Source organism: Streptomyces sp. WM6378 (genome assembly GCF_001279695.1).
In the GTDB taxonomy this organism is placed as follows: domain Bacteria; phylum Actinomycetota; class Actinomycetes; order Streptomycetales; family Streptomycetaceae; genus Streptomyces.
This window is the reverse complement of the sequence record NZ_LGDD01000288.1, coordinates 98,564-122,109: the sequence shown is the minus strand read 5'-3', so window position 1 is coordinate 122,109 and position 23,546 is coordinate 98,564. Positions and strand designations below refer to the sequence as shown.

The window sequence follows — 23,546 nt, the reverse complement described above, 5'->3', positions numbered from 1 at the left end:
CGGGCCGAGGACGAAGCGCTCCATTCCCGCGGAGCGCTCAGGCCGCCACCCCCACGAACGGGCGCCTCGCGGTCAGGGTTGTCATCCTCTCCGCGATCTGGGCCCTGGACGCGCTCGCGAGGGCGTCCACGATGGAGCCGTCGGCCAGGAACAGGACCTGGTCGGCGTAGGCGGCGGCCGCTGGGTCGTGGGTGACCATCACCACCGTCGCGCGCAAGGAGTCCACCGCGTTGCGCAGGAGGGCGAGGACCTCGGCCGCGGTGGTGGTGTCCAGGGCTCCGGTCGGCTCGTCCGCGAAGATCACGTCGGGGCTCGTGACCAGCGCGCGGGCTATCGCCACGCGCTGCTGCTGGCCGCCGGAGAGCTCGCCGGGACGCCGGTCGCCCTTGCCGGCGAGGCCCACCTGGGCCAGGAGTTCGGCCGCACGGCGCCGGTCGGGGCGGTCCCCGGCGAGCCGCATCGGCAGCACGACGTTCTGCTCGACCGTGAGCGAGGGCAGCAGGTTGAAGGCCTGGAAGACGAAGCCGAGGCGGGAGCGGCGCAGTTCGGTGAGCTTGTTCTCGCTCATGCCGGTGATCTCGGTGCCGCCCAGCCGGACCGAGCCGTCGGTGGGCCGGTCGAGGCCCGCCGCGCACTGCAGGAACGTCGACTTGCCGGAGCCGGACGGTCCCATCACCGCGGTGAAGCTGCCCCGGGGCAGGGTGAGGTCGATGCCGCGCAGGGCGTGCACGGCGGAGGCACCGCGGCCGTACTGCCGCCGGACCCCGCGCAGTTCGACGGCCCAGTCGTGGGCGGGCGCCGCGTCCGCGGTCGTCCGCCGTGTGTTCTTGGCCCGTCGCAGTGCCATGGCTCCTGCCTTCCACTCGTTCCGCCCGGCGCACTCACGCCGACCCTTCGAACCTACGGATCGGGGCGGATACGAACCATGGCGGTCGCCGGTGGATCAAGGGTGGGGCTGACCCCACCACGGGGCGGGGGGACGACCGGCGATCACGCCTCGCGCCTGATCAGGAGCAAGGCCCTGTCGTCGTTGACATCCTTCGCCACCGCCTCGATCAGGTGCCAGGCCGCCCCGTCGAAGCCCGTCGACACGTAGCGGTCGGCCTCGCCCGTCAGGCGGTCCATGCCTTCGCCGATGTCGCGTTCCGAGGTCTCGACGAGGCCGTCCGTGAAGAGCATCAGGACGTCGCCGGGGGCGAGCGAGCCCTTCGCGGGGTGGAACTCGGCGCCGTCGTACACGCCGAGCAGGGGGCCTTCGGCGGCCTGTTCGTGCCAGCGGCCCGAGCCCGCGTGGAGCTGGAGGGCCGGGGGGTGGCCCGCCGAGAGGAGTTCGTAGTCGCCGGAGTCGAGGTCCAGGACCAGGTGGATGGCGGTGGCGAAGCCCTCGTCCCAGTCCTGGCGCAGCAGGTAGCCGTTGGCCGCGGGCAGGAAGGCGTGCGGGGGCAGCGAGCCGAGGAGGCCGCCGAACGCGCCGGACAGCAGCAGGGCGCGGGAGCCCGCGTCCATGCCCTTGCCGGAGACGTCGGTGAGGACGATCTCCAGGGTGCGGCCGCCGCCGGTGCGGGCCGCGACGACGAAGTCGCCGGAGAACGACTGGCCGCCCGCCGGACGCAGCGCCATCTCGCGGTGCCAGCCCTTGGGCAGGCGGGGCAGCGCGCTCTGGACCCGGATGCGTTCGCGCAGGTCGAAGAGCATGGTGCCGCCGCGCCGCCACGGCACCCCGACGCGGGCCCGGAACTGCGCGATGAGCAGCCCGAAGAGCCCGCAGGCGGCCACCACGAGCACCGTGCCGGGGGTGACCCGCGACGGCCCCGCCGTGTAGGGGCCGAGCCGTACCGACTCCACGATCAGCGCGGTCGCGGCGGCCGCGTACAGGCCGAGGAGGTTGGCGGGCCGCAGCAGGAGCCCGCCCGCCACGATCGGCAGGACCAGGGCGGAGGGGGCGCACCAGACGGGGGCGACGAGCGTTGCCCAGGTGATGGCCGGGACGGTGAGGAGCAGGCCGGCCAGGGCGATCCAGTCGGAGCCGTCGCCGCGGAAGTAGTCGACGCCGGATCTGCGCACCGCGTTGCGGACCCGGTGCAGCGCCTTGCGCCACCGGGCGGTGAACGAGTCCGCTCTCATCGCACGTGCCATTGCCGAGGACCCTATCCAGCCGGTGGCGCCCCGTGCAGGTGGCCCCCGGCGCCCGGAGGGGGCGGTCCGGTGGAAAACCGGTAGCCAGGGAGGCGTACGGCCCGCCGGACACGGCGCCCGGGCCGCTCGCGCCCCGCGCGGGTGCCCCCGACGGGGGGTGTGAGGAAAATCCGTTCCCCCGGGGCCTCGTACGGCCCGCCGGGGCACAGCCCGCGGCCCGGCTGCCCCCGGGGCGGGCCGTGCCGGAAATCCGTTCGCTCCAGCCGCGTCCTGCCTGCTAGTCATGGCCCATGACGATGGAGTTGCGGGTTCTGGACCCGGCCGAGTGGGACGAGTGGTACGGAGCCCTGGTGGTGGCCTTCGGGGGGAATCAGGATGCCCCCGAGGAAGTCGAGCTGTGGCGCGAGCTGATCGATCCCGCGCGGACGATCGCCGTGTGGGACGGCTCGCAGTGCGTGGCAGGCACCAGCACCTTCCCGTTCCGCCTGAGCGTGCCGGGCGGCGCCGTGGTGCCGGCCGCGGGCGTGACCGGGGTCGGCGTCATGGGCACCCACCGCCGTCGCGGCATCCTCACCTCGATGATGCGGCGCCAGCTCGACGACCTGCGGGAGCGCGGCGAGGCGCTGGCCGTTCTGACCGCGTCCGAGCCGGCCATCTACGGGCGGTTCGGGTACGGCATCGCCACGATGGCGCTGTCCGCGGAGATCGACACGACCCGGGTCCGGCTCGATGTGCCGCCCGGCACCGACGAGGTGCGGCTGCGGTACGTGAAGGTGGCGGATTCGCTGGCCGCGTGCGAGGCGCTGTACGCGCGCCTCGTGCCGGGGCGCCCCGGCATGCTGGCCAGGCAGCCCGGCTGGGACCGGTTCACCACGTGCGACCCGGAGTCCTACCGGGACGGCGCCTCGGCGTTGCAGTGCGTGCTGGCCGAGCGCGACGGGGAGCTCGTCGGATACGCCCGCTACCGGGTCGCCGCGAAGTCGGGGCCGGCGGGCGTGGACGGCACGGTGACGGTGAACGATCTGGAGGCCGTGGACCCGGCGGTGTCCGCGGCGCTGTGGCGCTACCTGTTCGGCATCGACCTGACGAACACGCTGAAGGTGAAGAGCCGCCCGGCCGACGACCCCTTCCAGCATCTGGTGTCCGATGTGCGGCGCTGCGGGATCCGGCTCCGGGACTCGCTGCACCTGCGCCTCGTCGAGGTGGGCGCGGCCCTTGAGGCGCGCACGTACGCGGCGCCCGTCGACGTGGTCCTGGAGGTCGAGGACGCGTTCTGTCCGTGGAACGCAGGTCCCTGGCGGCTGACCGGCGACGCGAAGGGCGCGTCCTGCGTGCGCACCGAGGACCCGGCCGAACTGGCCCTGTCCGTAAGGGAGTTGGGCGCCGCCTACCTGGGCGGGGTCACGCTCGCCTCACTGGCGGGCGCGGGCCGGGTGCGCGAGCTGCGCCCCGGCGCGCTGACGGAGGCCTCGACGGCGTTCGGCAGCGAGCTCGCGCCGTGGCTGCCTCACGGCTTCTGACAGCCGGGGCACCAGAACAGATTGCGGGCGGCGAGATCGGCGGTGCGGATCTCGCCGCCACAGATGTGGCAGGGCTGATGGGCGCGGCGGTAGACGTACACCTCGCCGCCGTGGTCGTCGACGCGCGGCGGGCGGCCCATCGCCTCGGGGGTGTGCTCGGGGCGGACGGTGTCGATCCGGTTGAGCCGGACGCCCTCGCGCATCAGCTCCACCAGGTCGGCCCAGACGGCGTCCCACTCGGCGCGGGTCAGGTCCTTGCCGAGCCGGTAGGGGTCGATGCCGTGCCGGAAGAGGACCTCGGCGCGGTACACGTTGCCCACGCCCGCGATGACCTTCTGGTCCATGAGCAGGGCGGCGATCGTGGTGCGGCTCTTCGAGATCCGCTGCCAGGCCTTCTCGCCGGTGTCGGCGGCCCGCAGCGGGTCGGGCCCGAGCCGGTCGTGTATCGCCCGCTTCTCGCCGTCGGTGATCAGCGCGCACGTCGTCGGTCCGCGCAGGTCCGCGTACGCGTCGTCGTTCAGGAGGCGCAGCCGTACGGTGTCGGTGGCCGGCGGGGCCGGGGCGTCGCCGAAGCCGTACTTTCCGAACAGGCCCAGGTGGATGTGGAGCCAGCCGGAGGGGCCGAAGCCGAGGAACAGGTGCTTGCCGTGGGCCTCGGCGCCTTCCAGGACCTGGCCGTCGACCAGGGCCGCGCCGTCCGAGAACTTGCCCTGGGGGCTGGAGACGCGCAGCGGCCGGCCGCCGAACATGAGGTCGTGGTCGGCGGCCAGCCGGTGGATCGTGTGCCCTTCAGGCATGGGTGACGCTCAGCCCTGCTGCGGGTGGTGGGCCGGGATCTCGGGGAGCTTGCCGGTGGTCTCGTACTCGGTGAGCATCTCGATGCGGCGGGTGTGACGGGCCTCACCCGAGTACGGGGTGGCGAGGAAGATCTCGACGAACTTGGCCGCCTCCGCCTCGGTGTGCATCCGGCCGCCGATGGAGATCACGTTGGCGTCGTTGTGCTCACGCCCGAGGGCGGCGGTCTGCTCGCTCCAGGCCAGTGCGGCGCGGACGCCCTTGACCTTGTTCGCGGCGATCTGCTCGCCGTTGCCGGAGCCGCCGATCACGATGCCCAGCGAGTCCGGGTCCGCGGCCGTCTTCTCGGCGGCACGCAGGCAGAACGGCGGGTAGTCGTCCTGGGCGTCGTAGATGTGCGGACCGCAGTCCACGGGCTCGTGGCCGTGGGCCGTGAGCCACTCGACGAGGTGGTTCTTGAGTTCGAAGCCGGCATGGTCGGAGCCGAGGTACACGCGCATGCCCCGAGTGTGGCATGCGCGGGGCTGGGCAGGGCTGAGCGGGGTGGAGCCTTTCGACCCGGGCTCCTGGGACTTTCGTCCTAGTACAACGATCCGGATTCAGGTCTTCCGTCCCGAAGCCGTCCAGGCTTGAATGCACGGGCTCGTAACCCGAGTGCTCCGAAAAGGTAAGGAAGCGTCCATGACCTCGCAGCCGTCCCTTGCGAAGGAAGACAGCCTGCCCGGTATACCCGGTGATTCACAGGTGCCCGACAGCGGCCTCAAGGCCGGTCTCAAGAACCGCCATCTGTCCATGATCGCCATCGGTGGCGTGATCGGCGCCGGCCTGTTCGTGGGCTCCGGCTCCGGCATCGCCGCGGCAGGCCCCGCCATTCTGCTCTCGTACGCGCTCGTCGGCGTGATGGTCGTCTTCGTCATGCGGATGCTGGGCGAGATGGCCGCGGCCCGCCCGTCGTCGGGCTCGTTCTCGGCGTACGCGGACCGCGCGCTCGGCCGCTGGGCCGGGTTCTCGATCGGCTGGCTCTACTGGTTCTTCTGGGTCGTGGTGCTCGCGGTCGAGGGAACGGCCGGCGCGAAGATCCTGCACGAGTGGGTGCCGGGGGTTCCGCAGTGGGGCTGGGCGCTCATCGTGATGGTGGTCCTGACCGCCACCAACCTGGCCTCGGTGTCCTCGTACGGCGAGTTCGAGTTCTGGTTCGCCGGGATCAAGGTCGTCGCGATCGGCGGCTTCGTGGTCATCGGTCTGCTCGCGGTGTTCGGCGTGCTGCCCGGCTCCCACAACCCGGGCGCGGGCTTCGCGCACCTCACGGACGCGGGCGGGTTCTTCCCCAAGGGCTACGGCGCGATCCTCACCGGTGTGCTGATGGTCGTCTTCTCCTTCATGGGCTCCGAGATCGTCACCCTGGCCGCCGGCGAGTCCGAGGACCCGCGCCGCGCCGTGACCAAGGCCACCAACAGCGTGATCTGGCGGATCGCGGTCTTCTACCTCGGTTCGATCTTCATCGTGCTCACCCTCCTGAAGTGGAGCGACCCCTCGATCGTCGCGGACGGCTCCTACGTCGCCGCCCTGAAGACGATCGGCATCCCGCACGCCGACCAGATCATGAACGTGATCGTCCTGACGGCGGTGCTGTCCTGCCTCAACTCCGGCCTGTACACGGCCTCCCGGATGGCGTTCTCGCTCGGTGAGCGCGGCGACGCGCCGAAGTCCTTCGCCCGGACGAACAAGCGGGGCGTGCCGCAGGTCGCGATCCTGTCCTCGGTCGTCTTCGGCTTCGTCGCGGTCTTCTTCAACTACAAGTGGCCGGACACCGTCTTCGCGTTCCTCCTGAACTCCTCGGGCGCGGTCGCCCTGTTCGTGTGGCTGGTCATCTGCTTCACGCAGCTGCGGATGCGCGGGATCATCCTGCGCGAGCAGCCGGAGAAGCTGACCGTGAAGATGTGGGGCTTCCCCTATCTCACCTGGCTGACGATCGGGATGATCTCCTTCGTCCTCGTCTACATGCTGTTCGACAAGTCGGGGCGCGAGCAGGTGCTCCTGTCGCTGCTCGTCGCGGCGATCGTGATCGTGATCGCGGTGGTCAAGGAGAAGGTCCTCGCGGGCCGCGCCACCGCCTACAGCGGGGTGAACGAGGACGTCACCGCGTCGTAGGTGCCGAGGGCGGCGGACTCCGTGTCGGCCTCGTACCAGGTGTTGATCTGGTAGGACTTGCCGCCCTCGTTGAAGCCGATCTGGCGGGCCTTCCACGGGATGCCGTTCTGGGTGAAGTCGTAGTCCCAGATGATGGCGGGCTGGTCGTGGAAGGTCGTCCGGTCGAGCCGGATCTTCTGGTAGCCGGGCACGTCGTGGGAACCCGCCTCGGCCTCCTGCCACTGGGTCATGAGATCGCCGCCGCGTACGAGTGCGTACGAGGCGGCGATCTCCTGTTTTCCGCCCGGCGCGTGGTAGTGGATGTTGGACGGGCTCTTGGCGGTACGGGTCCAGCCCTTGGGCGGGATCCAGGCGAAGCCGGTCTCGTCGATCGAGCCGGGCGGCGGGGTCGCGGAGGGCGGGCGCGAGGTGCCGTCCACGGTGGGCGGCGCGGCACTGCTGGAGCCGCCGGCTGCGCCGCTCCCGCCGTGCTGGTTGGCGGTCGTGGCGATCAGGACGGCGGCCACGGCGGCCGCCACCACGACGACGGCCGTGAGCAGGATGCGCTTGCGCGCCCACGGGCGCCGGGGCGGCGGCTTCGGCTCCTCCGGTACGGGCTGGGGCGCCGAGGTCAACTCCCTTGGCGGGGGCGGCGGTTCCTCCCGTACGGACTGGTTGCCGGGCCAGGGCGGCGGGTCGCCGAACACCTGGAGGGTGGGGGGATGCGGCGCGGGCGCCGGTCCCGCGGCGAGGACGGTGGGGGGCGCGGCGATCGGCATCAGGCGGGCGGCGATCTCGTCCAGGCCCGGCCGCAGCTCGGGGTCCTTGACCAGGAGCTGCGCGAGGAGCGGGGCCAACGGGCCTGCCGAGTCCGGGAGTTCGGGCTCCTCGTAGAGCACGGCGTGCAGGGTGGCGAGGGTGGAGGGGCGGGCGAACGGGGAGCAGCCGGCGACCGCCGCGCACAGGGTGGCGCCGAGCGACCACACGTCGGACGCGGGGCCCTGCGGCTTGCCCGAGACCCGCTCGGGCGCCATGTAGTCCGGCGAGCCGACCAGCATGCCGACCACCGTGAGGGCGGCCGCGTCCTGGATGGCGGCGATGCCGAAGTCGGTGAGGACGACGCGGCCGCCGGGGCCGAGCAGGACGTTGCCGGGTTTGATGTCGCGGTGCAGGACGCCCACCGCGTGCACCTCGACGAGAGCCGCGGCGAGGCCGACGCCGATGCGGGCGGCTTCGCGCGGGGCGACGGGCCCGTCCTCAAGCAGGAGTTTCTCAAGGGAGCGGGACTCGACGAGCTCCATCACGATCCAGAGCCGGTCGCTCTCCTCGGCCACCACGTCGTAGACCCGCACCACATTGGGGTGGTCGATCCGGGCGGTGGCCCGAGCCTCGCGCAAGGTGCGCTCGCGGCGAATTCGGCTGTCCTCTGCATCGAGTTCATTGATACGCATTTCCTTTACGGCGACCTGCCGGTCGAGTATCTCGTCCGCCGCACGCCACACCCGCCCCATTCCCCCCTGGCCAATTGTTTCGCCCAGGCGGTAGCGCCCGGCGATCAATAGCCCCCGCGTTCCCGGCATGAACACCCACCCCCTCAGCACTTAATGTGACCAGGTCTGATTCACGACGGTGACACCATCACAGCATAATTCCTGGAAATCTTGTGGGACCCTTCTGTGCACAGATGCACCCAACGCGGGTGAGGGGGATGGGAAATGCACGTTCGAAAAAACAAAGGATCTCTTTTTGCCTCTGTATTCGCCGCCCTGCTGATTTTGCCGTTCGGAGCGGGGGCGGCGTTCGCGGCCAATCCGACGCCGGGCAGCAGCCAGGGCGGCACGCCCGGGCCGAGCGCCCCGCCGGACCTGAAGATCTCCACCGAGCTGCCGTCGACGATCAAGGTGAACAACTCGACGCACCGGACCACGTTCACGGCGACGGTCGCCAACCACGGCAGCAAGGCCACCGGGCCGGTCACCCTGACCGTGCTCGGCCTGGACGGCATGAAGATCACCGGCGTAAAAGGCTGTGTGCCGGTCGCGAAGAACAAGCTGCCGGCGGGCACCAACAGCGGCTACGGCTGCGCGATTTCGGACCTGGCGACCGGTCAGTCGAAGTCGTACACCGTCTCGGCGACGTACGACCTGTCGAAGACCGGCAAGGTCTGCCTGCCGGTGACCGAGGGGAGCAGCGACAAGGTGCTGTGGCAGCAGGGCCCGGTGCCGTTCGGCACGACCAAGCCGACGCCGAACGCGCCGGACACCCCGCTGCTGCTCGGCACGGACAACGTCCCCGCCGCCCCGCCGTCGGGCACGGCCTCGCCGACGCCGACCCCGACGACCCCGACCCCGTCCTCACCCTCTTCGCCCTCCGCACCGCCCCAGCTCCCCAAGACGGGCGTCAACGACGGAGTACTGCCGCTGGCCGCGGCGGGCGCACTGTTCCTGATCGCCGGGGGCACGGGCCTGTGGTGGACGACCCGGGGGCGGCGGTGGATGGCTAGGCACTGACGACCGCGACGCCGCTCGGCGCATGGCCGAGCGGCGGACTCGCCATCCCGGCAAGGGAGTTCGGGCCGGAACTGAAGGAGCGAGGTGTCCAGGGCCGGGTAGGGCGCGGGGAGCAGGAACTTGCCGCCGAGTTCGGTGACCGTCGTCGTCCGGTAGTGGCTCTTCGTGGGCTGCTTCTTGGTCGGGAACCAGCAGGCCCAGGGTCTTCTCCGCCGTCACACGGTGCGGTAGCCGTTGCCGATGCCCACGTGGTCGATCCCGGCCGTGGTGAGCTGGAAGCACAGCTCGGGCGGGCCCATCCGCCGGAGATGTGGACACGTTCACTCGTTCGGGAACGAAGAATCCTTCCGGCTGAGAAGTGCTGGCAGCACAAAGGGCCCGGCAGATGCCGGGCCCTTTCGCATGGTCAGTGGTGCGGAGGTCAGCCCCTGCGGCCGACCAGCTTCCACGCGGCCGGGAGCAGGCCCATGGCCAGGGCCGCCTTGAGGGCGTCGCCCAGGAGGAACGGGGTGAGGCCGGCGGCGACCGCCGCGGTCAGGGACATGCCGGTCGAGGCGGCGAGGTAGGGGACGCCCACCGCGTAGATGATCGCTGAGCCGAGCACCATCGTGCCCGCGGTGCGCAGCACCGAGCGGTCGGCGCCGCGGCGGGCAAGGGCGCCGACGACGGTGGAGGCGAGCAGCATGCCGAGGACGTAGCCGAAGGAGGCGCCGCCCGCGCCCGAGGTGCCGTCCGCGAACCACGGCATCCCGGCCATGCCGACCAGCGCGTACAGGGCGAGCGAGAGGAAGCCGCGGCCCGCGCCGAGGCCCGCGCCGACGAGCAGCGCCGCGAAGGTCTGGCCGGTGACCGGCACGGGCGAGCCGGGGATCGGCACGGCGATCTGGGCGGCGATTCCGGTCAGCGCCGCGCCGCCGACGACGAGCGCGATGCCCTTGGTGCGGGAGGCTGGCAGCAGGTCGGCGAGTACCGATCCGGTGCGGGGGGCGGCGGCGGACGCAGTGCTCATCGGAACTCCGGCAGGTGTTGGGGCAGCGGGACGTGCTGGGGACACGGTGACGTTAGCCCACTGAATCTCGCTGGATCACCAGCAGCCGCCCACAAAGCGGGCGTTGAAGCCTTGGTGGAGTCCGTACAAAGGGCGGGATTCATGCGTGGCCCGGCGTGACCCTCGTCACTGCGGTGATGGTGTCGAGTATCCCTTTTGCGCCGGAGGCCGGGACTCCGCGAGACTGTAGGTTCCCCATAAACCGAAAGTTCGAGGGCCATGCACGACTCCTTGCCCGCGGAGCCCCTCTCACACGGGCTGAAGCAGCGCCATCTGACCATGCTCGGCCTCGGCGGGGTGATCGGCGCGGGCCTCTTCGTGGGGTCGGGCGCCGGGATCGCGGTGGCCGGTCCGGGCATCGTCGTCTCGTATCTGATCGCGGGCGCGATCGCGATGCTGGTGATGCGGATGCTCGGCGAGATGTCGTCGGCGATGCCCGCGTCGGGCTCGTTCTCGGTGCACGCGGAGCGGGCGCTCGGCCGCTGGGCCGGTTTCAGCGTCGGCTGGCTCTACTGGTTCCTGCTCGTCGTGGTCCTCGCCGTGGAGGCGACCGGCGCCGCGAAGATCGCGAACGGCTGGGCGCCCGGGGTTCCGCAGTGGGCCTGGGTGCTGATCTTCATGGTGGTGTTCACCGGCGCCAACCTGGCCGCGGTCAAGAACTTCGGCGAGTTCGAGTTCTGGTTCGCCGCCCTGAAGATCTTCGCGATCGTCACGTTCCTGGCGCTCGGGCTGCTCGCGATCTTCGGCGTGCTGCCGGACACCTCCGCGGTGGGCCTGTCCAACCTGACCGGCCAGGGCGGCTTCCTGCCCGCCGGGTGGAGCGGGGTGGTCTCCGGGGTGCTCGCGGTGATCTTCGCGTTCGGCGGTCTTGAGGTCGTCACGATCGCCGCCGCCGAGTCCGACGACCCGGCCCGCGCGGTCGGGCGCGCGGTGCGCAGCGCGGTGTGGCGGATCCTGTTCTTCTACGTGGGCTCGATGCTGGTCATCGTGACGCTCCTGCCGTGGACGTCGATGAAGCCGGGCCAGAGCCCGTACGTCGCGGTCCTCGACTCGATCGGCATCCCGGCGGCCGGCCAGATCATGAACATCGTGGTGTTCGTGGCGCTGCTCTCCGCCCTGAACGCCAATCTGTACGGCTCCTCGCGCATGATCTTCTCGCTCGCCGAGCGGGGCGAGGCGCCGAAGGGCCTGCTGAAGGTGTCCGGCGGCGGGGTGCCGCGCCGGGCCGTGCTCGCGTCGGTGGCCTTCGGGTTCGTCTCCGTCCTGCTGAACCTGAAGTGGCCGGACTCGGTGTTCCTCTACATGCTCAACGCGGTCGGCGCGGTGCTCCTGTTCGTGTGGGCGCTGATCGCCCTCTCGCAGCTGCGGCTGCGCCGCCGGATCGAGCGCGAGGCGCCCGAGACGCTGTCGCTGAAGATGTGGGCGTTCCCCTATCTCACGTGGGCCGCGCTCGCCGCGATGGCCGCGGTGCTCGTCCTGATGCTCTTCGACGACTCGGCCCGGCCCCAGGTGCTGTGGTCGGCCGGAGCGACGGCGGTGGTGCTTCTGGTGGCAGGGGTACGGGAGTTGCGCACGCGCCGCGTGTGAAGTTTACGTAAACAAAACGCACCCGGCTCTTCACGCTGTGTGAGTCAGGTGTCCGCATAGCGGTCGGGTGTTCCCTCTGAGCGGGGCCGCCCTAAGACTGTGGGCTCCGCGCCGCCGACCCGGTGGATCAGCTACTGAACAGGGCATGCCCATGTCTCGGACAACCGCGCCCGCGCCGAACGACAGCCGGCCGCAGACCGACTCGCCGCTCACCCATGGTCTCAAGCAGCGCCATCTTTCGATGATCGCCCTCGGCGGCGTCATCGGCGCCGGGCTCTTCGTCGGATCCGGCACCGCGATCGCCGCGGCCGGACCCTCGATCATCCTCGCCTATGCGATATCGGGCGCGCTCGTCATGCTCGTCATGCGCATGCTGGGCGAGATGTCGGCCGCCAATCCCGCGTCCGGCTCGTTCTCGGTGCACGCCGAGCGGGCGATCGGGCCGTGGGCCGGGTTCACCGCGGGCTGGGCCTTCTGGTTCCTGCTCTGCGTGGCCGTCGGCCTGGAGGGCATCGGCGCCGCGGGCATCGTGCACGGCTGGCTGCCGGGCGTCCCGGAGTGGGCGCTCGTCGCCGTGTTCATGCTGCTGTTCTGCGGCACCAACCTGGCGGCCGTGAAGAACTTCGGCGAGTTCGAGTTCTGGTTCGCCGCGCTGAAGATCGGCGCGATCGTCCTGTTCCTGGTCATCGGCGTCCTCGCGATCCTCGGCGTGCTGCCGGACACGAGCGCCCCGGGCCTGACCAACCTCACCGGCCAGGGCGGCTTCATGCCCAACGGCAGCGAGGGCCTCATCGTCGGACTGCTCGCCTCCGTCTTCGCGTACGGCGGCCTGGAGACGGTCACCATCGCCGCGGCCGAGTCCGAACACCCCGTCCAGGGCGTCGCGAAGGCCGTGCGCACCGCGATGTGGCGGATCGCGATCTTCTACATCGGCTCGATGGCGGTCGTCGTGACGCTCCTGCCCTGGACCGCGAAGGACATCGCCACCAAGGGCCCCTACGTGGCGACCCTGGACTACCTCGGCATCCCGGCCGCGAGCCACATCATGAACGTCGTGATCCTGGTCGCCCTGCTCTCGGCGATGAACGCGAACATCTACGGCGCCTCCCGCATGGCCGGCTCGCTCGTCTCGCGCGGCCAGGGCCCCAAGGTGCTCGGGAAGACCTCCGGCGGGGTGCCGCGGGTCGCGGTGCTCGTCTCCTCCGCCTTCGGCTTCGTGTGCGTGCTGCTCAGCTACTGGCGTCCGGACGACATCTTCCAGTGGCTCCTGAACACCATCGGCGCGATCATCCTGGTCGTCTGGTTCTTCATCGCCGCCTCGCAGTTGCTGCTGCGCCGCCGCCTTGAGCGCGAGTCGCCGGAGAAGCTCGTCGTGAAGATGTGGCTCTACCCGTGGCTCACCTGGATCGCACTGTTCGGCATGGCCGTGGTCTTCGTGCTGATGGCCCGCGAGGACGGCACGCGGGTGCAGCTCTACTACACGGGCGGCCTCACCCTGGTCCTCGCGATCATCGGCTACGTCCGTCAGCGCACGTCGACCCAGACCCCGATCGACGCCTGACCGAACGGCCCCGCTCCCCTCTCAACTGTCCTGCGTCCCTTGGCCCTAGGCCTCGGGACGCAGGACTTTTTGCTGAGGTCACCCTTAGCTGCACAGCCGCATTGCTGCTGGTAGCGTGCACTTGCACATCAATTGCAATAAGCATTTGCAGTGAGCAGTCGGAGGGCTCGGACATGGCCATTTACACGCTTCCTGAACTTCCGTACGACTACGCGGCGCTCGAACCCGTCATCAGCCCGGAGATCATCGAGCTGCACCACGACAAGCACCACGCGGCGTACGTGAAGGGCGCGAACGACACCCTGGAGCAGCTCGCGGAGGCCCGCGACAAGGACGCCTGGGGCTCGATCAACGGCCTGGAGAAGAACCTCGCGTTCCACCTCTCCGGCCACATCCTGCACTCGATCTACTGGCACAACATGACGGGCGACGGCGGCGGCGAGCCGCTGGAGAAGGACGGCACCGGCGAGCTGGCCGACGCCATCGCCGAGTCCTTCGGCTCCTTCGCCAAGTTCAAGGCCCAGCTGACCAAGGCCTCGGCGACGACGCAGGGTTCGGGCTGGGGCGTCCTCGCCTACGAGCCGATCAGCGGCCGCCTCGTGGTCGAGCAGATCTACGACCACCAGGGCAACGTCGGCCAGGGCTCGACCCCGATCCTGGTCTTCGACGCCTGGGAGCACGCCTTCTACCTCCAGTACAAGAACCAGAAGGTCGACTTCATCGAGGCCATGTGGCGGGTCGTCAACTGGCAGGACGTGGCGAAGCGCCACCTCGCCGCCAAGCAGGCCGGCAACAACCTGATCCTGGCCCCGTAAGGCACGCCCTTACGACACCTGACGTCCTGCTCGTGATCGTCTTCTCAACCTTCACTTGCAGGCGGAATGACGGCCGGCCCCCGCGAGGACGTGACTCGCGGGGGCCGGTCGCGTGCGTACCCGCAACTGCCCCGAGCGGCCGGGGCGTTGTCAGTGGTGGGTGCCATGCTCGACGTATGGACACAGCAGAGCTCTGGCAGTTGATCGACGACGCCCGCGCGCAAGTGCCGCACGGCGGTGACGCGGAGGCGGTCGCCGCGCGGGCCTCGGCGCTGCTCGCGGAGCGGCCGGCCGGTGAGATCCGCGCGGCCCAGCAGGTCCTGTGGGACCTGATGGCCCGCTCCTACACCACCCCGCTGTGGGCGGCCGCGTACACGGTCAACGGCGGCTGCTCGGACGACGGGTTCGACTATTTCAGGGGCTGGCTCATAGCGCAGGGCCGCGAGGCGTACGAGGCCGCGGTGGCCGATCCCGACAGCCTGGCCGGGCTCGCCGCGGTGCGGGAGGCGGCCGTCACCTGGGAGGAGCTGGAGTGCGAGCCGGTCCTCGCGATCGCCTGGGACGCCCATCTCAAGGCGACCGGCGAGGAGCTGCCCGGCGACTGCTTCACCATCGACTACCCGGATCTCGACCCGGCCCGGGGCTTCGACTTCGACGACGCCGCGGAGATGGCCCGCAGGCTGCCGCGGCTAGCGGCGCTGCACGCGGAGTGAGCGGTGGGCGCCCGTGCGGACGGGCACGGGCGCCCGGCGCCGGTCAGAGGTTGCTGAAGTCGGGGCCCACGGTGCGGCTGCGCTTGATCTCGTAGAAGCCGGGAGTGGCGGCGACCAGCAGGGTGCCGTCCCACAGCTTGGCCGCGGCCTCGCCCTTCGGAGTGGGGGTGACGACCGGGCCGAAGAAGGCGATCTGCTCGCCGTCGGCGCCCGGCACCGCGATGACGGGGGTGCCGACGTCCTGGCCGACCTTCTCGATGCCCTCCTTGTGGGAGGCCCGGAGCTGGACGTCGTAGGTGTCCTGGTCGACGTAGTCGATGAGGTCGGCGGGCAGGCCCACGTCCTTCAGCGCGGCGGCGATGGACTCGCGGGTCACGCCGAGGCCCTCGTTGTGGATGCGGGTGCCGAGCGCGGTGTACAGCTTGCCGACGACCTCGTCGCCGTGCAGCTGCTGTGCCGCTATCACGACGCGCACCGGGCCCCAAGACTTGCCGCCGGGCCGCATGTTCGCGGCGTACTCCTCGGGCAGCTCGTCCAGGCGGTCCTCGTTCAGGACCGCGAGGCTCATCACGTGCCAGCGGACCTCGACGTCGCGGACCTTCTCGACTTCCACCATCCAGCGCGAGGTCATCCAGGCCCAGGGGCAGAGGGGGTCGAACCAGAAGTCGACGGGGGTCTTGGCGGACTCGGACATGTCTCTCCTCGGGCAACATCGGGCAAGGTCAGTCAGGCATGCATCTCTACGGTCGAACACCGGCATCAGCCGAAAGCATTCCGCCCGGCGTCCGATTCGGCCGATCTCATTCCCGCTCGGCCGCCGCCGGGGCGGCATGGGAGGATCGAGGCCGTTCGAACGAGACACGAAGGAGTGCCCGTGCCCGGTGAGAATCTGTCCCGCGACGAGGCCCGCGAGCGGGCCGAGCTGCTGTCCGTCGAGGGCTACGAAGTCTCTCTCGACCTGCGGTCCGCGGTCGGGGACGCCCCGGACGGGCCCCGCACGTTCCGGTCGCTGACCACGATCCGCTTCCGCTCGGCGCGCCCCGGCGCCTCGACGTTCGCCGATCTGATCGCCCCGTCGGTGACGTCGGTGACGCTGAACGGCCGCGCGCTCGATCCCGCCCAGGTCTTCGACGGCAACCGGATCGCCCTCGACTCCCTCGCCGAGGACAACGTCCTGGTGGTCGACGCCCAGTGCGCGTACAGCAGGACCGGCGAGGGCATGCACCGCTTCGTCGACCCGGAGGACGGCGAGGTCTACCTCTACACGCAGTACGAGCCGGCCGACTCGCGCCGCGTCTTCGCCAACTTCGAGCAGCCCGACCTCAAGGCCCGCTTCGTCTTCGAGGCGCAGGCCCCCGAGGGCTGGACGGTGTGGTCGAACGGCGCGGGTGGCCAGGAGACGGACGGGGTGTGGCGGTTCGCCGAGACCGAGCCGATCTCGACGTACATCACCTGCGTGGTGGCGGGCCCGTACCACTACGTGACCGACTCCTACACGCGCACCTTCGACGACGGCCACAAGCTGGAGATCCCGCTCGGCGCGATGTGCCGCAAGGGGCTCGCCAGGCACTTCGACGCCGACGACGTCTTCCTGGTCACCAAGCAGGGCCTGGACTTCTTCCACGAGAACTTCGACTTCCCGTACCCGTTCGGGAAGTACGACCAGGCGTTCGTGCCGGAGTACAACCTGGGCGCGATGGAGAACCCGGGCCTGGTGACCTTCCGCGAGGAGTACATCTACCGCGGCAAGGTGACGCAGGCCGCCTACGAGCGCCGGGCCAACGTCATCCTGCACGAGATGGCGCACATGTGGTTCGGCGACCTGGTCACCATGGTCTGGTGGGACGACCTGTGGCTCAAGGAGTCCTTCGCCGACTTCATGGGCTCGTTCTCGCAGGCCGAGGCGACGCGCTTCACCAACAGCTGGGTGACCTTCGCCAACAACCGCAAGGCGTGGGCCTACCGGGCCGACCAGCTGCCGTCCACGCACCCGATCACGGCCGACATCCGTGACCTGGAGGACGCCAAGCTCAACTTCGACGGGATCACGTACGCCAAGGGCGCGTCCGTGCTCAAGCAGCTGGTCGCGTACGTCGGCCGGGACGCCTTCCTCGAAGGGGCCCGGCGCTACTTCAAGCGGCACGCCTACGGCAACACCCGCCTGGGCGACCTGCTCTCGGTCCTCGAAGAGGTCTCCGGGCGCGACATGGCGACCTGGTCGCGCTCCTGGCTCCAGACGGCGGGCGTCAACTCCCTTATGCCGGTGGCCACTTACGACGCCGGCGACCGCCTCACCGAGCTGGCGATCGTCCAGGAGGCCGCCGCCTCCCACCCGGAGCTGCGCCCGCACCGGGTCGCCGTGGGCCTGTACCGCAGCGAGGCGGGCGCCCTTGTGCGCTACGCCCGCGCCGAGGTCGACGTCGAGGGTCCGCGCACGGTCGTCACCGAGCTCGCCGGGGCCGAGCGGCCCGACCTGATCCTGGTCAACGACGACGACCTGACCTACTGCAAGATCCGCTTCGACGAGGGCTCGCTCGCCACCCTGCGCGCCCACCTCGGCGACATCAGCGACCCCCTCGCGCGCGCCCTGTGCTGGTCCGCGCTGTGGAACCTGACGCGGGACGCGCTCATGCCCGCCCGTGACTTCGTCGCCCTCGTCCTCGCGCACGCGGGCCGCGAGTCGGACATCGGCGTGCTCCAGATGCTGCACTCCCAGGCCCGGTCGGCGGTCGTCCACTACGCGGTGCCGGCCTGGCGCGAGGAGGGCGGCCGGCTGCTCGCCGAGGGCGCCCTGCACGAGCTGCGGCTCGCCGAGCCGGGCAGCCAGCACCAACTGACCTGGGCCCGCTTCTTCGCGGCGACGGCCGCCACCGACGCCGACTTCCAGCTCCTTGAGGGGCTGCTCGCGGGCTCGGCGAAGATCGACGGCCTCGACGTGGACCAGGAGCTGCGCTGGGCGCTGCTCGAACCGCTGGCCGCGCACGGCGTGGTGGACGAATCGGCGATCGACGCGGAACTGGCCCGCGACGACACCGCGTCCGGCAAGCGCCACCACGTGCGCTGCCTGGCCGCGCGCCCCTCGGAGGCCGTCAAGGCGCAGGCCTGGGCACAGGTCGTGGAGTCGGACGCGCTGTCCAACGCGCTGGCGGAGGCCACGATTTCGGGCTTCAACCAGCCCTCGCAGCGCGAGCTGACCGCCCCGTACGCCCCGAAGTACTTCGAGGTGATCGAGCGGGTGTGGGCCGAGCGTTCGATCCAGATCGGCATGGACATCGTCAAGGGCCTGTTCCCCGGCCTCCAGGACGACGGGGCGACGCTGTCGGCCACGGACGAGTGGCTCGCCGCGCACGAGGACGCGGCTCCGGCCCTGCGCCGCCTGGTCCTCGAAGCCCGCGACGACCTGGCCCGCACCCTGCGCGGCCAGGCCTGCGACGCGGCGGCGGCCGCAGTCTGACGCCCGATGAGGGGGCCCGCGAACGGGCCCCCTGATCGGCACTCGAACGCCCGTACTTTAGGACGGGGTTGTCCGGATTTGTCGACGGGCATGTAACAGCGGTTAGTGGGCGGTTCGGCTGCGGAAAACCCCGCAGCATGAACCACAACACCCCGCTCTCCCCCCGCCCCCTGAGCCACCTCACCGACGTGCAGCGGCGCGTCCTGTCCGCCAACCAGCTGCGCGCGCACGGGGTTTCGGCCGCGCGGACCGCCGCCCAGTGCCAGCCCGGCGGGCCGTGGCAGCAGCTCCTTCCGGGCGTGTACGTGCTGCACCCGGGCCCCGCCACCAGCGAGGAGCGGCTGCACGCCGCGCTGATGTACGCGGGGTGGCCGGCCGCCGGGCGCACCAAGGCCATCCCGGCGCAGGGCCAGGCCCCCGCCGAGGCGCCGCAGGCGATCGTCACCGGGCTCGCGGCGCTCGCGCTGCACGGGTTCTCCTCCGCTCCCCCGCTGCTCTCGCTCGACCGGATCGACATCCTGGTGCCGCGCACCCGGCGGCTGCGCTCGACGGGCTGCGTCCAGCTGGTGCGGGCGCACGCGATGCCGTACGCGGAGATGATCACGGGGGTGCCGGTGGCGCCGGTGCCGCGGGCCCTCGCGGACGCGGTCGCCGTCGTCGGCGACGCCCAGGCCGTACGCCGCCTGCTCACCGAGGCGGTGCGCTGCGGCCACACCGAACCGGCTGCGATCGTAAGGGAGTTGACCCAGGCGCGGCTGCTGACCCGGGCCCATGTCGTGGACGCGGTGGACGCGCTGCTCGCCGAGGGGCGCTCGATCGCCGAGGAGCGGCTGTACGCGATGGTGCGCGGGTTCGGCCTGCCCGACCCGGTGTGGAACGTGGACCTGCGCCTGCCGGGCGGCCCGCACCTGGGCGGCCTGGACGCGTACTGGCCCGAGCAGGCGGTGGCGGTGGAGCTGGACACCCGGGCCCCTCGTCAGGACGACGATGCCCTGTGGTCGGAGTACACGCGCAAGCGCGAGGCGCTCGAACGGCTCGGGATCACCGTCGTGCACATCACGCCGAGGAAGCTCCGCGAGTCCCTCGAACAGCAGGCGACCGTGGTGCGGACCGCGCTGATGGCGTCCACCGACCGGGAGCCCGCCGCCTATGTGGTGGTGCTCCCCCGCTGACTCCGGTCGCGGGCGGCGGGCCTTCGGAGGGGAACGGCCCGTCGCCCGCGTTCGGAATGGGTGACACAGGCTCTCAGTCCACGGGCAGGGAGGCCTTGCCCGTGGGCGGCCGGGTGCGCCACAACTCCAGTCCCACGTCGACGAGTTCGACCCGGTCGAGCGCGGCTACCTCGGCCAGCGGGTGCCAGGCGGCCAGGTCGGTGGAGCCGTTGGTCTCGTGGCGCAGCTCGCCGCCGGTGATGCGGGCCTCGTACACGATGCGCAGGCCCTGGAAGTCGGCGAACCGGCCGAGTTTTCGGGGGTAGCGCCGGTTGATCGAGTCGATGCCGAGCAGCCGGACCGGTTCGACGGCGTACCCGGTCTCCTCGTCGAGCTCGCGCACCACGGTGTCGAGGGGGTCCTCGCCGTGGTCCATGCCGCCGCCCGGCAGCGTCCACCGCTTGGTGCCGTCCCCGGCCACCCAGCGGGCGAGCAGGACCTCCTGGACACCACTGGTTTCCCGTACGCATACGGCGTAGGCCGCCACCCGCAACTCCGTGTTCATCCGGTGAGGTTACGGGGCGGCGTGCGCGGGGGTGCCGCTCTCCGGCGTGACGACCGGGCCGGGTCGGCCTGGCGGGTCCCGAGCACTGGCGGGAAAGCGCCATGTTCACATCACGTAACGGTCAACTCTCCACAAACAACAGTCATATACGCAATGCTCAGCGGTCATCCGGCACCGAAAGTCGAACCGTTTTCTGCGGCCGGGCCCTTACCCACCTCATAGGGATGCTGAATGACCACTGAATCCCCGCGCTCCATACCCGGGGCGAGACGCACCGCCCGCATCGCGGCGGCGGCCGGCCTGGTGGCCGCGCTCGTCGCGACGGGCGCCGCACCCGCCTTCGCCGCGACGGGCGGCGACGACCCGTGGACCGCGCCGCCGGTCAAGACCGCTCCGGCCAAGACCGCCGAGGACAAGCTCGGCAAGGCCGACGAGCAGCGCCTCGCCGACGCGCAGGCCAAGGGCGAGAAGAGCGTCACCGTGATGGTGGCGACCGCCCCGGGCGCCACCTCCGCCGTCACCCAGCAGTTGCACGCGGTCGCGGGGGCGACCGTGGGCAAGCTGGACGACAAGCTGGGCTACGTCCGCGCGACGCTGCCGACGGCGCGGGCCGAGGCGGCCCTGAAGGCGGCCGCGAAACTGCCCTCGGTGCACGGCATCGACCTCAAGCAGGACATCCAGCTGGACGACCCGACGCCCTCCGCGGACACCACCAAGTCCGCGAAGCAGCTGCGCACTTCGGGCAGTTATCCGGCGCCGGGCAAGGACACGCCCGCGAAGAACCCGTACAACCCGAACTTCGAGACGGGTGCGGTCGACTTCGTGAAGCAGCACCCCGAGGCGGACGGCCGCGGGGTCACCATCGGCATCCTGGACTCGGGCGTCGACCTCGGCCACCCGGCGCTCCAGAAGACCACCACCGGCGAGCGCAAGATCGTCGACTGGGTCACCGCGACCGACCCGGTGCAGGACAACGACGGCACCTGGCTGCGCGCCAACACGGCTGTGTCCGGGCCCACGTTCACGGCCGGCGGCAAGACGTGGAAGGCCCCGGCGGGCTCGTACGACTTCTCCACCTTCGCCGAGAAGGTCACCGCGGGCGGCGACGAGAAGGGCGACCTGAACCGGGACGGCGACACCACCGACACCTGGGGCGTGCTCTACGACCCGGTGGCCGGCACGGTCCGCGTGGACCTGAACAACAACAACGACTTCACGGACGACGTGCCGATGAAGCCGTACAAGGACGGCTACCAGGTCGGCTACTTCGGCACCGACAACCCGGCGACCGACGTCGCCGAGCGCGTCCCGTTCACCGTCGAGATCCGCAAGAACGTCGTCTACGACGCGGCCGGGCACACCTCGGACTACGTCAACATCGGCGTCATCGAGTCCGAGCACGGCACCCACGTCGCGGGCATCACCTCCGCGAACGGCCTGTTCGGCGGCAAGATGAGCGGTGCCGCGCCCGGCGCGAAGATCGTCTCCTCGCGCGCCTGCAACTGGGACGGCGGCTGCACCAACATCGCGCTGACCGAGGGCATGATCGACCTCGTCACCAACCGCCACGTCGACATCGTGAACATGTCGATCGGCGGCCTGCCGGCGCTCAACGACGGCAACAACGCGCGCGCCGAGCTCTACAAGCGCCTCATCGACAGCTACGGCGTCCAGCTGGTCATCTCGGCCGGCAACGACGGCCCGGGCGTCAACACCATCGGCGACCCCGGCCTCGCCGACCACGTCATATCCGTCGGCGCGAGCATCTCCAAGGAGACCTGGGCCGCCAACTACGGCTCCGGGGTGTCCACGGACTACCAGATGATGCCGTTCTCCTCGCGCGGCCCGCGTGAGGACGGCGGCTTCACGCCGACTCTGACCGCCCCGGGCGCGGCCATCAACACCACCCAGACCTGGCTGCCCGGCAGCCCGGTCAAGGAGTCGGGCTACACCCTGCCGGCCGGCTACTCGATGCTCCAGGGCACCTCGATGGCCTCCCCGCAGGCCGCCGGCGCCTCGGCGCTCCTGATCTCGGCCGCCAAGCAGCAGGGCATCGACCTGCCGCCGGCCGACCTGCGCACCGCGCTCACCTCAACCGCCAAGCACATCAAGGGAGTTCAGGCCTACTCCGAGGGTGCCGGGCTCATCAACATCGTGGGCGCCTGGGACGCGATCAAGCAGACCGCGAAGAAGCACGCCCCGGCCCACGAGTACACGGTCACCGCGCCCGTCTCCAGCGCACTCTCCTTCGCGCTGAAGACGCCGAACGTCGGCACCGGCATCTACGACCGCGAGAGCGGCCTGAAGGCCGGGCAGAAGAAGACGTACGACGTCACGGTCACCCGCACCACGGGCCCCGACAAGAACGTCAAGCACAAGCTGTCGCTCAAGAACGACGACGGCACGTTCAAGGTGCTCGGCGACGACGAGGTGAGCCTGCCGCTCGGCAAGCCCGTCACCGTCAAGGTTCAGGCGCAGCCGAAGTCCGGCGGCGTGCACAGCGCGATCCTCCAGGTCGACGACCCGAAGACGGTCGGCGTCGACCAGCAGGTCATGGCCACGGTCATCGTCGCGACCCCGGTCGCCGGCCCCGGCTACACCTTCTCGGCGTCGTCCACGGTGCAGCGCAACTCCACCAAGTCGTACTTCCTGAACGTCCCGGCGGGCGCGAAGAACCTGGAAGTCCGCATGGGCGCGCTGCGTTCGGGCAGCCAGACCCGCTTCATCTCGATCCACCCCTACGGCGTGGCCCTGGACACGACGGCGACGCCGAACTGCTACCCGAACTACGACAACCCCGCCAACACCTGCCGCCCGGACCTGCGTTCGTACGCGAACCCGCAGCCCGGCGTGTGGGAGATCGAGGTCGAGGCACGCCGTACGTCGCCGTACCTGGACAACTCCTACAAGCTGGACGTCTCGGTGCTCGGCGTGAGCTTCGACCCGGCCACCCAGTCGGTGCCGGAGGCGAAGGTCGGCACCCCGGCCCCCGTGCAGTGGAAGGTCACCAACGGCTTCGCCGCCCTCGACGGCAAGCTGAAGGGCGGCTCGCTCGGCTCGGCGAAGGTCGCGACCCCCACCATCAAGACCGGTGAGACGCAGACCAGCACGGTCACCATCGGCGCGGGCGTCGAGCACCTGGACGTGTCGATCGGCGGCACCTCGGACGCGGGCGCCGACCTCGACCTGTACGTCCTGGACCAGAACGGCAGGACGGTCGCCCAGTCGACGACGAGCAGCGCGGACGAGTCGGTCAGCCTGGTCAAGCCGGCCGCGGGCACGTACACGATCCAGGTCGCGGGCTACGCGGTCCCGGCCGGTTCGACGACGTACGCCTACAAGGACGTGTACTTCGCTCCCTCGCTCGGCACCGTCAAGGTCGACGAGAGCAAGACCGTCAAGCTCGCGGGCGGCGCTTCGGCGCAGGTGACGGCGGACGTCGTCGCGGCGGGCGCGGCTCCCGAGGGACGCCAGTTCTTCGGGACGGTCCAGCTGGTGAACGAGCGCGGCACCGCGGCGGGCACCGGCAGCGTGATCATCGGGAAGGTCACGCAGTAACGG

General features: G+C 70.7%; 18 protein-coding genes. 10 read left to right on the top strand and 8 right to left on the bottom strand.

Annotated elements, in window-relative coordinates:
- Positions 1-37 precede the first annotated feature (37 nt).
- Complete coding sequence (locus tag ADK54_RS22090) at positions 38-847, bottom strand: ABC transporter ATP-binding protein (RefSeq protein ID WP_078966533.1); 810 nt, start codon at positions 845-847, stop codon at positions 38-40.
- A 143-nt stretch (positions 848-990) separates the two neighbouring features.
- Positions 991-2,136, bottom strand: a complete 1,146-nt coding sequence (locus ADK54_RS22085) for a PP2C family protein-serine/threonine phosphatase (RefSeq protein WP_053727398.1) — start codon at positions 2,134-2,136, stop codon at positions 991-993.
- Between the two features lie 290 nt (positions 2,137-2,426).
- On the opposite strand from ADK54_RS22085, the gene ADK54_RS22080 reads away from it, so the two are divergent.
- Positions 2,427-3,656 carry a GNAT family N-acetyltransferase gene (locus tag ADK54_RS22080; protein ID WP_053727397.1) on the top strand — a complete coding sequence of 410 codons (1,230 nt, stop codon included), beginning with the start codon at positions 2,427-2,429 and terminating at the stop codon, positions 3,654-3,656.
- Here the strand turns inward: ADK54_RS22080 and ADK54_RS22075 are convergent.
- Together ADK54_RS22075 and ADK54_RS22070 are read right to left on the bottom strand one after the other, a co-directional pair.
- On the bottom strand, positions 3,644-4,453 hold the full coding sequence (locus tag ADK54_RS22075; protein ID WP_053727396.1) for an Fpg/Nei family DNA glycosylase: 810 nt from the start codon (positions 4,451-4,453) through the stop codon (positions 3,644-3,646). The two genes, ADK54_RS22080 and ADK54_RS22075, sit on opposite strands and share 13 nt — an antisense overlap.
- Before the next feature lie 9 nt (positions 4,454-4,462).
- Positions 4,463-4,951, bottom strand: coding sequence for a ribose-5-phosphate isomerase (locus ADK54_RS22070; RefSeq protein ID WP_053727395.1), 489 nt, complete (start codon positions 4,949-4,951; stop codon positions 4,463-4,465).
- A gap of 181 nt (positions 4,952-5,132) precedes the next feature.
- On the opposite strand from ADK54_RS22070, the gene ADK54_RS22065 reads away from it, so the two are divergent.
- Positions 5,133-6,602, top strand: a complete 1,470-nt coding sequence (locus ADK54_RS22065; protein ID WP_053727394.1) for an amino acid permease — start codon at positions 5,133-5,135, stop codon at positions 6,600-6,602.
- Here ADK54_RS22065 and ADK54_RS22060 read toward each other — a convergent pair.
- Positions 6,566-8,092 (bottom strand): serine/threonine-protein kinase, encoded by a 1,527-nt coding sequence (locus ADK54_RS22060; RefSeq protein WP_063802031.1) that lies wholly within the window; start codon positions 8,090-8,092, stop codon positions 6,566-6,568. The two genes, ADK54_RS22065 and ADK54_RS22060, sit on opposite strands and share 37 nt — an antisense overlap.
- Before the next feature lie 264 nt (positions 8,093-8,356).
- On the opposite strand from ADK54_RS22060, the gene ADK54_RS22055 reads away from it, so the two are divergent.
- The gene (locus ADK54_RS22055; protein WP_078966532.1) at positions 8,357-9,091 is read left to right on the top strand and encodes an LPXTG cell wall anchor domain-containing protein; all 735 of its coding nucleotides are present in this window, start codon (positions 8,357-8,359) and stop codon (positions 9,089-9,091) included.
- A 421-nt stretch (positions 9,092-9,512) separates the two neighbouring features.
- Here the strand turns inward: ADK54_RS22055 and ADK54_RS22050 are convergent, their stop codons facing one another.
- Positions 9,513-10,100 carry a biotin transporter BioY gene (locus ADK54_RS22050; RefSeq protein WP_053727392.1) on the bottom strand — a complete coding sequence of 196 codons (588 nt, stop codon included), beginning with the start codon at positions 10,098-10,100 and terminating at the stop codon, positions 9,513-9,515.
- Positions 10,101-10,358: 258 nt separating this feature from the next.
- Between ADK54_RS22050 and ADK54_RS22045 the strand changes: the two genes are divergently transcribed.
- The 4 genes from ADK54_RS22045 (at position 10,359) to ADK54_RS22030 (ending at position 14,815) form a co-directional block, all read left to right on the top strand.
- Positions 10,359-11,726, top strand: coding sequence for an amino acid permease (locus ADK54_RS22045; protein WP_053727391.1), 1,368 nt, complete (start codon positions 10,359-10,361; stop codon positions 11,724-11,726).
- Between the two features lie 151 nt (positions 11,727-11,877).
- Positions 11,878-13,287, top strand: a complete 1,410-nt coding sequence (locus ADK54_RS22040) for an amino acid permease (RefSeq protein ID WP_053727435.1) — start codon at positions 11,878-11,880, stop codon at positions 13,285-13,287.
- A gap of 173 nt (positions 13,288-13,460) precedes the next feature.
- Positions 13,461-14,102, top strand: a complete 642-nt coding sequence (locus ADK54_RS22035; RefSeq protein ID WP_053727390.1) for a superoxide dismutase — start codon at positions 13,461-13,463, stop codon at positions 14,100-14,102.
- A 176-nt stretch (positions 14,103-14,278) separates the two neighbouring features.
- On the top strand, positions 14,279-14,815 hold the full coding sequence (locus tag ADK54_RS22030) for a DUF4240 domain-containing protein (protein ID WP_053727389.1): 537 nt from the start codon (positions 14,279-14,281) through the stop codon (positions 14,813-14,815).
- Positions 14,816-14,858: 43 nt separating this feature from the next.
- Here the strand turns inward: ADK54_RS22030 and ADK54_RS22025 are convergent, their stop codons facing one another.
- A complete protein-coding gene (locus tag ADK54_RS22025) occupies positions 14,859-15,509 on the bottom strand; it encodes a DsbA family protein (RefSeq protein ID WP_053727388.1) in 651 nt (216 codons plus the stop codon).
- A 180-nt stretch (positions 15,510-15,689) separates the two neighbouring features.
- Here ADK54_RS22025 and pepN point away from each other — a divergent pair, with 180 nt between their 5' ends.
- Both pepN and ADK54_RS22015 read left to right on the top strand, forming a co-directional pair.
- A complete protein-coding gene (pepN, locus tag ADK54_RS22020; RefSeq protein ID WP_053727387.1) occupies positions 15,690-18,269 on the top strand; it encodes an aminopeptidase N in 2,580 nt (859 codons plus the stop codon).
- Between the two features lie 137 nt (positions 18,270-18,406).
- Positions 18,407-19,441, top strand: coding sequence for a hypothetical protein (locus ADK54_RS22015; RefSeq protein WP_053727386.1), 1,035 nt, complete (start codon positions 18,407-18,409; stop codon positions 19,439-19,441).
- A 73-nt stretch (positions 19,442-19,514) separates the two neighbouring features.
- Here the strand turns inward: ADK54_RS22015 and ADK54_RS22010 are convergent, their stop codons facing one another.
- A complete protein-coding gene (locus ADK54_RS22010) occupies positions 19,515-19,985 on the bottom strand; it encodes an NUDIX hydrolase (RefSeq protein ID WP_053727385.1) in 471 nt (156 codons plus the stop codon).
- 231 nt (positions 19,986-20,216) lie between these two features.
- Between ADK54_RS22010 and ADK54_RS22005 the strand changes: the two genes are divergently transcribed.
- The gene (locus ADK54_RS22005; RefSeq protein WP_053727384.1) at positions 20,217-23,543 is read left to right on the top strand and encodes a S8 family serine peptidase; all 3,327 of its coding nucleotides are present in this window, start codon (positions 20,217-20,219) and stop codon (positions 23,541-23,543) included.
- The last annotated feature ends 3 nt before the right edge of the window (positions 23,544-23,546 follow it).

Excerpts from the sequence above, each read along its gene's own strand:
- ADK54_RS22080 (WP_053727397.1), top strand. The coding sequence starts at position 2,427 with ATGACGATGGAGTTGCGGGTTCTGGACCCGGCCGAGTGGGACGAGTGG.
- ADK54_RS22060 (WP_063802031.1), bottom strand. The coding sequence starts at position 8,092 with ATGGGGCGGGTGTGGCGTGCGGCGGACGAGATACTCGACCGGCAGGTC.
- ADK54_RS22050 (WP_053727392.1), bottom strand. The coding sequence starts at position 10,100 with ATGAGCACTGCGTCCGCCGCCGCCCCCCGCACCGGATCGGTACTCGCC.
- ADK54_RS22075 (WP_053727396.1), bottom strand. The coding sequence starts at position 4,453 with ATGCCTGAAGGGCACACGATCCACCGGCTGGCCGCCGACCACGACCTC.
- ADK54_RS22090 (WP_078966533.1), bottom strand. The coding sequence starts at position 847 with ATGGCACTGCGACGGGCCAAGAACACACGGCGGACGACCGCGGACGCG.
- ADK54_RS22065 (WP_053727394.1), top strand. The coding sequence starts at position 5,133 with ATGACCTCGCAGCCGTCCCTTGCGAAGGAAGACAGCCTGCCCGGTATA.
- ADK54_RS22015 (WP_053727386.1), top strand. The coding sequence starts at position 18,407 with ATGAACCACAACACCCCGCTCTCCCCCCGCCCCCTGAGCCACCTCACC.
- ADK54_RS22005 (WP_053727384.1), top strand. The coding sequence starts at position 20,217 with ATGACCACTGAATCCCCGCGCTCCATACCCGGGGCGAGACGCACCGCC.
- ADK54_RS22035 (WP_053727390.1), top strand. The coding sequence starts at position 13,461 with ATGGCCATTTACACGCTTCCTGAACTTCCGTACGACTACGCGGCGCTC.
- ADK54_RS22070 (WP_053727395.1), bottom strand. The coding sequence starts at position 4,951 with ATGCGCGTGTACCTCGGCTCCGACCATGCCGGCTTCGAACTCAAGAAC.
- ADK54_RS22085 (WP_053727398.1), bottom strand. The coding sequence starts at position 2,136 with ATGGCACGTGCGATGAGAGCGGACTCGTTCACCGCCCGGTGGCGCAAG.
- ADK54_RS22030 (WP_053727389.1), top strand. The coding sequence starts at position 14,279 with ATGGACACAGCAGAGCTCTGGCAGTTGATCGACGACGCCCGCGCGCAA.
- ADK54_RS22045 (WP_053727391.1), top strand. The coding sequence starts at position 10,359 with ATGCACGACTCCTTGCCCGCGGAGCCCCTCTCACACGGGCTGAAGCAG.
- ADK54_RS22025 (WP_053727388.1), bottom strand. The coding sequence starts at position 15,509 with ATGTCCGAGTCCGCCAAGACCCCCGTCGACTTCTGGTTCGACCCCCTC.
- ADK54_RS22040 (WP_053727435.1), top strand. The coding sequence starts at position 11,878 with ATGTCTCGGACAACCGCGCCCGCGCCGAACGACAGCCGGCCGCAGACC.
- ADK54_RS22010 (WP_053727385.1), bottom strand. The coding sequence starts at position 19,985 with ATGAACACGGAGTTGCGGGTGGCGGCCTACGCCGTATGCGTACGGGAA.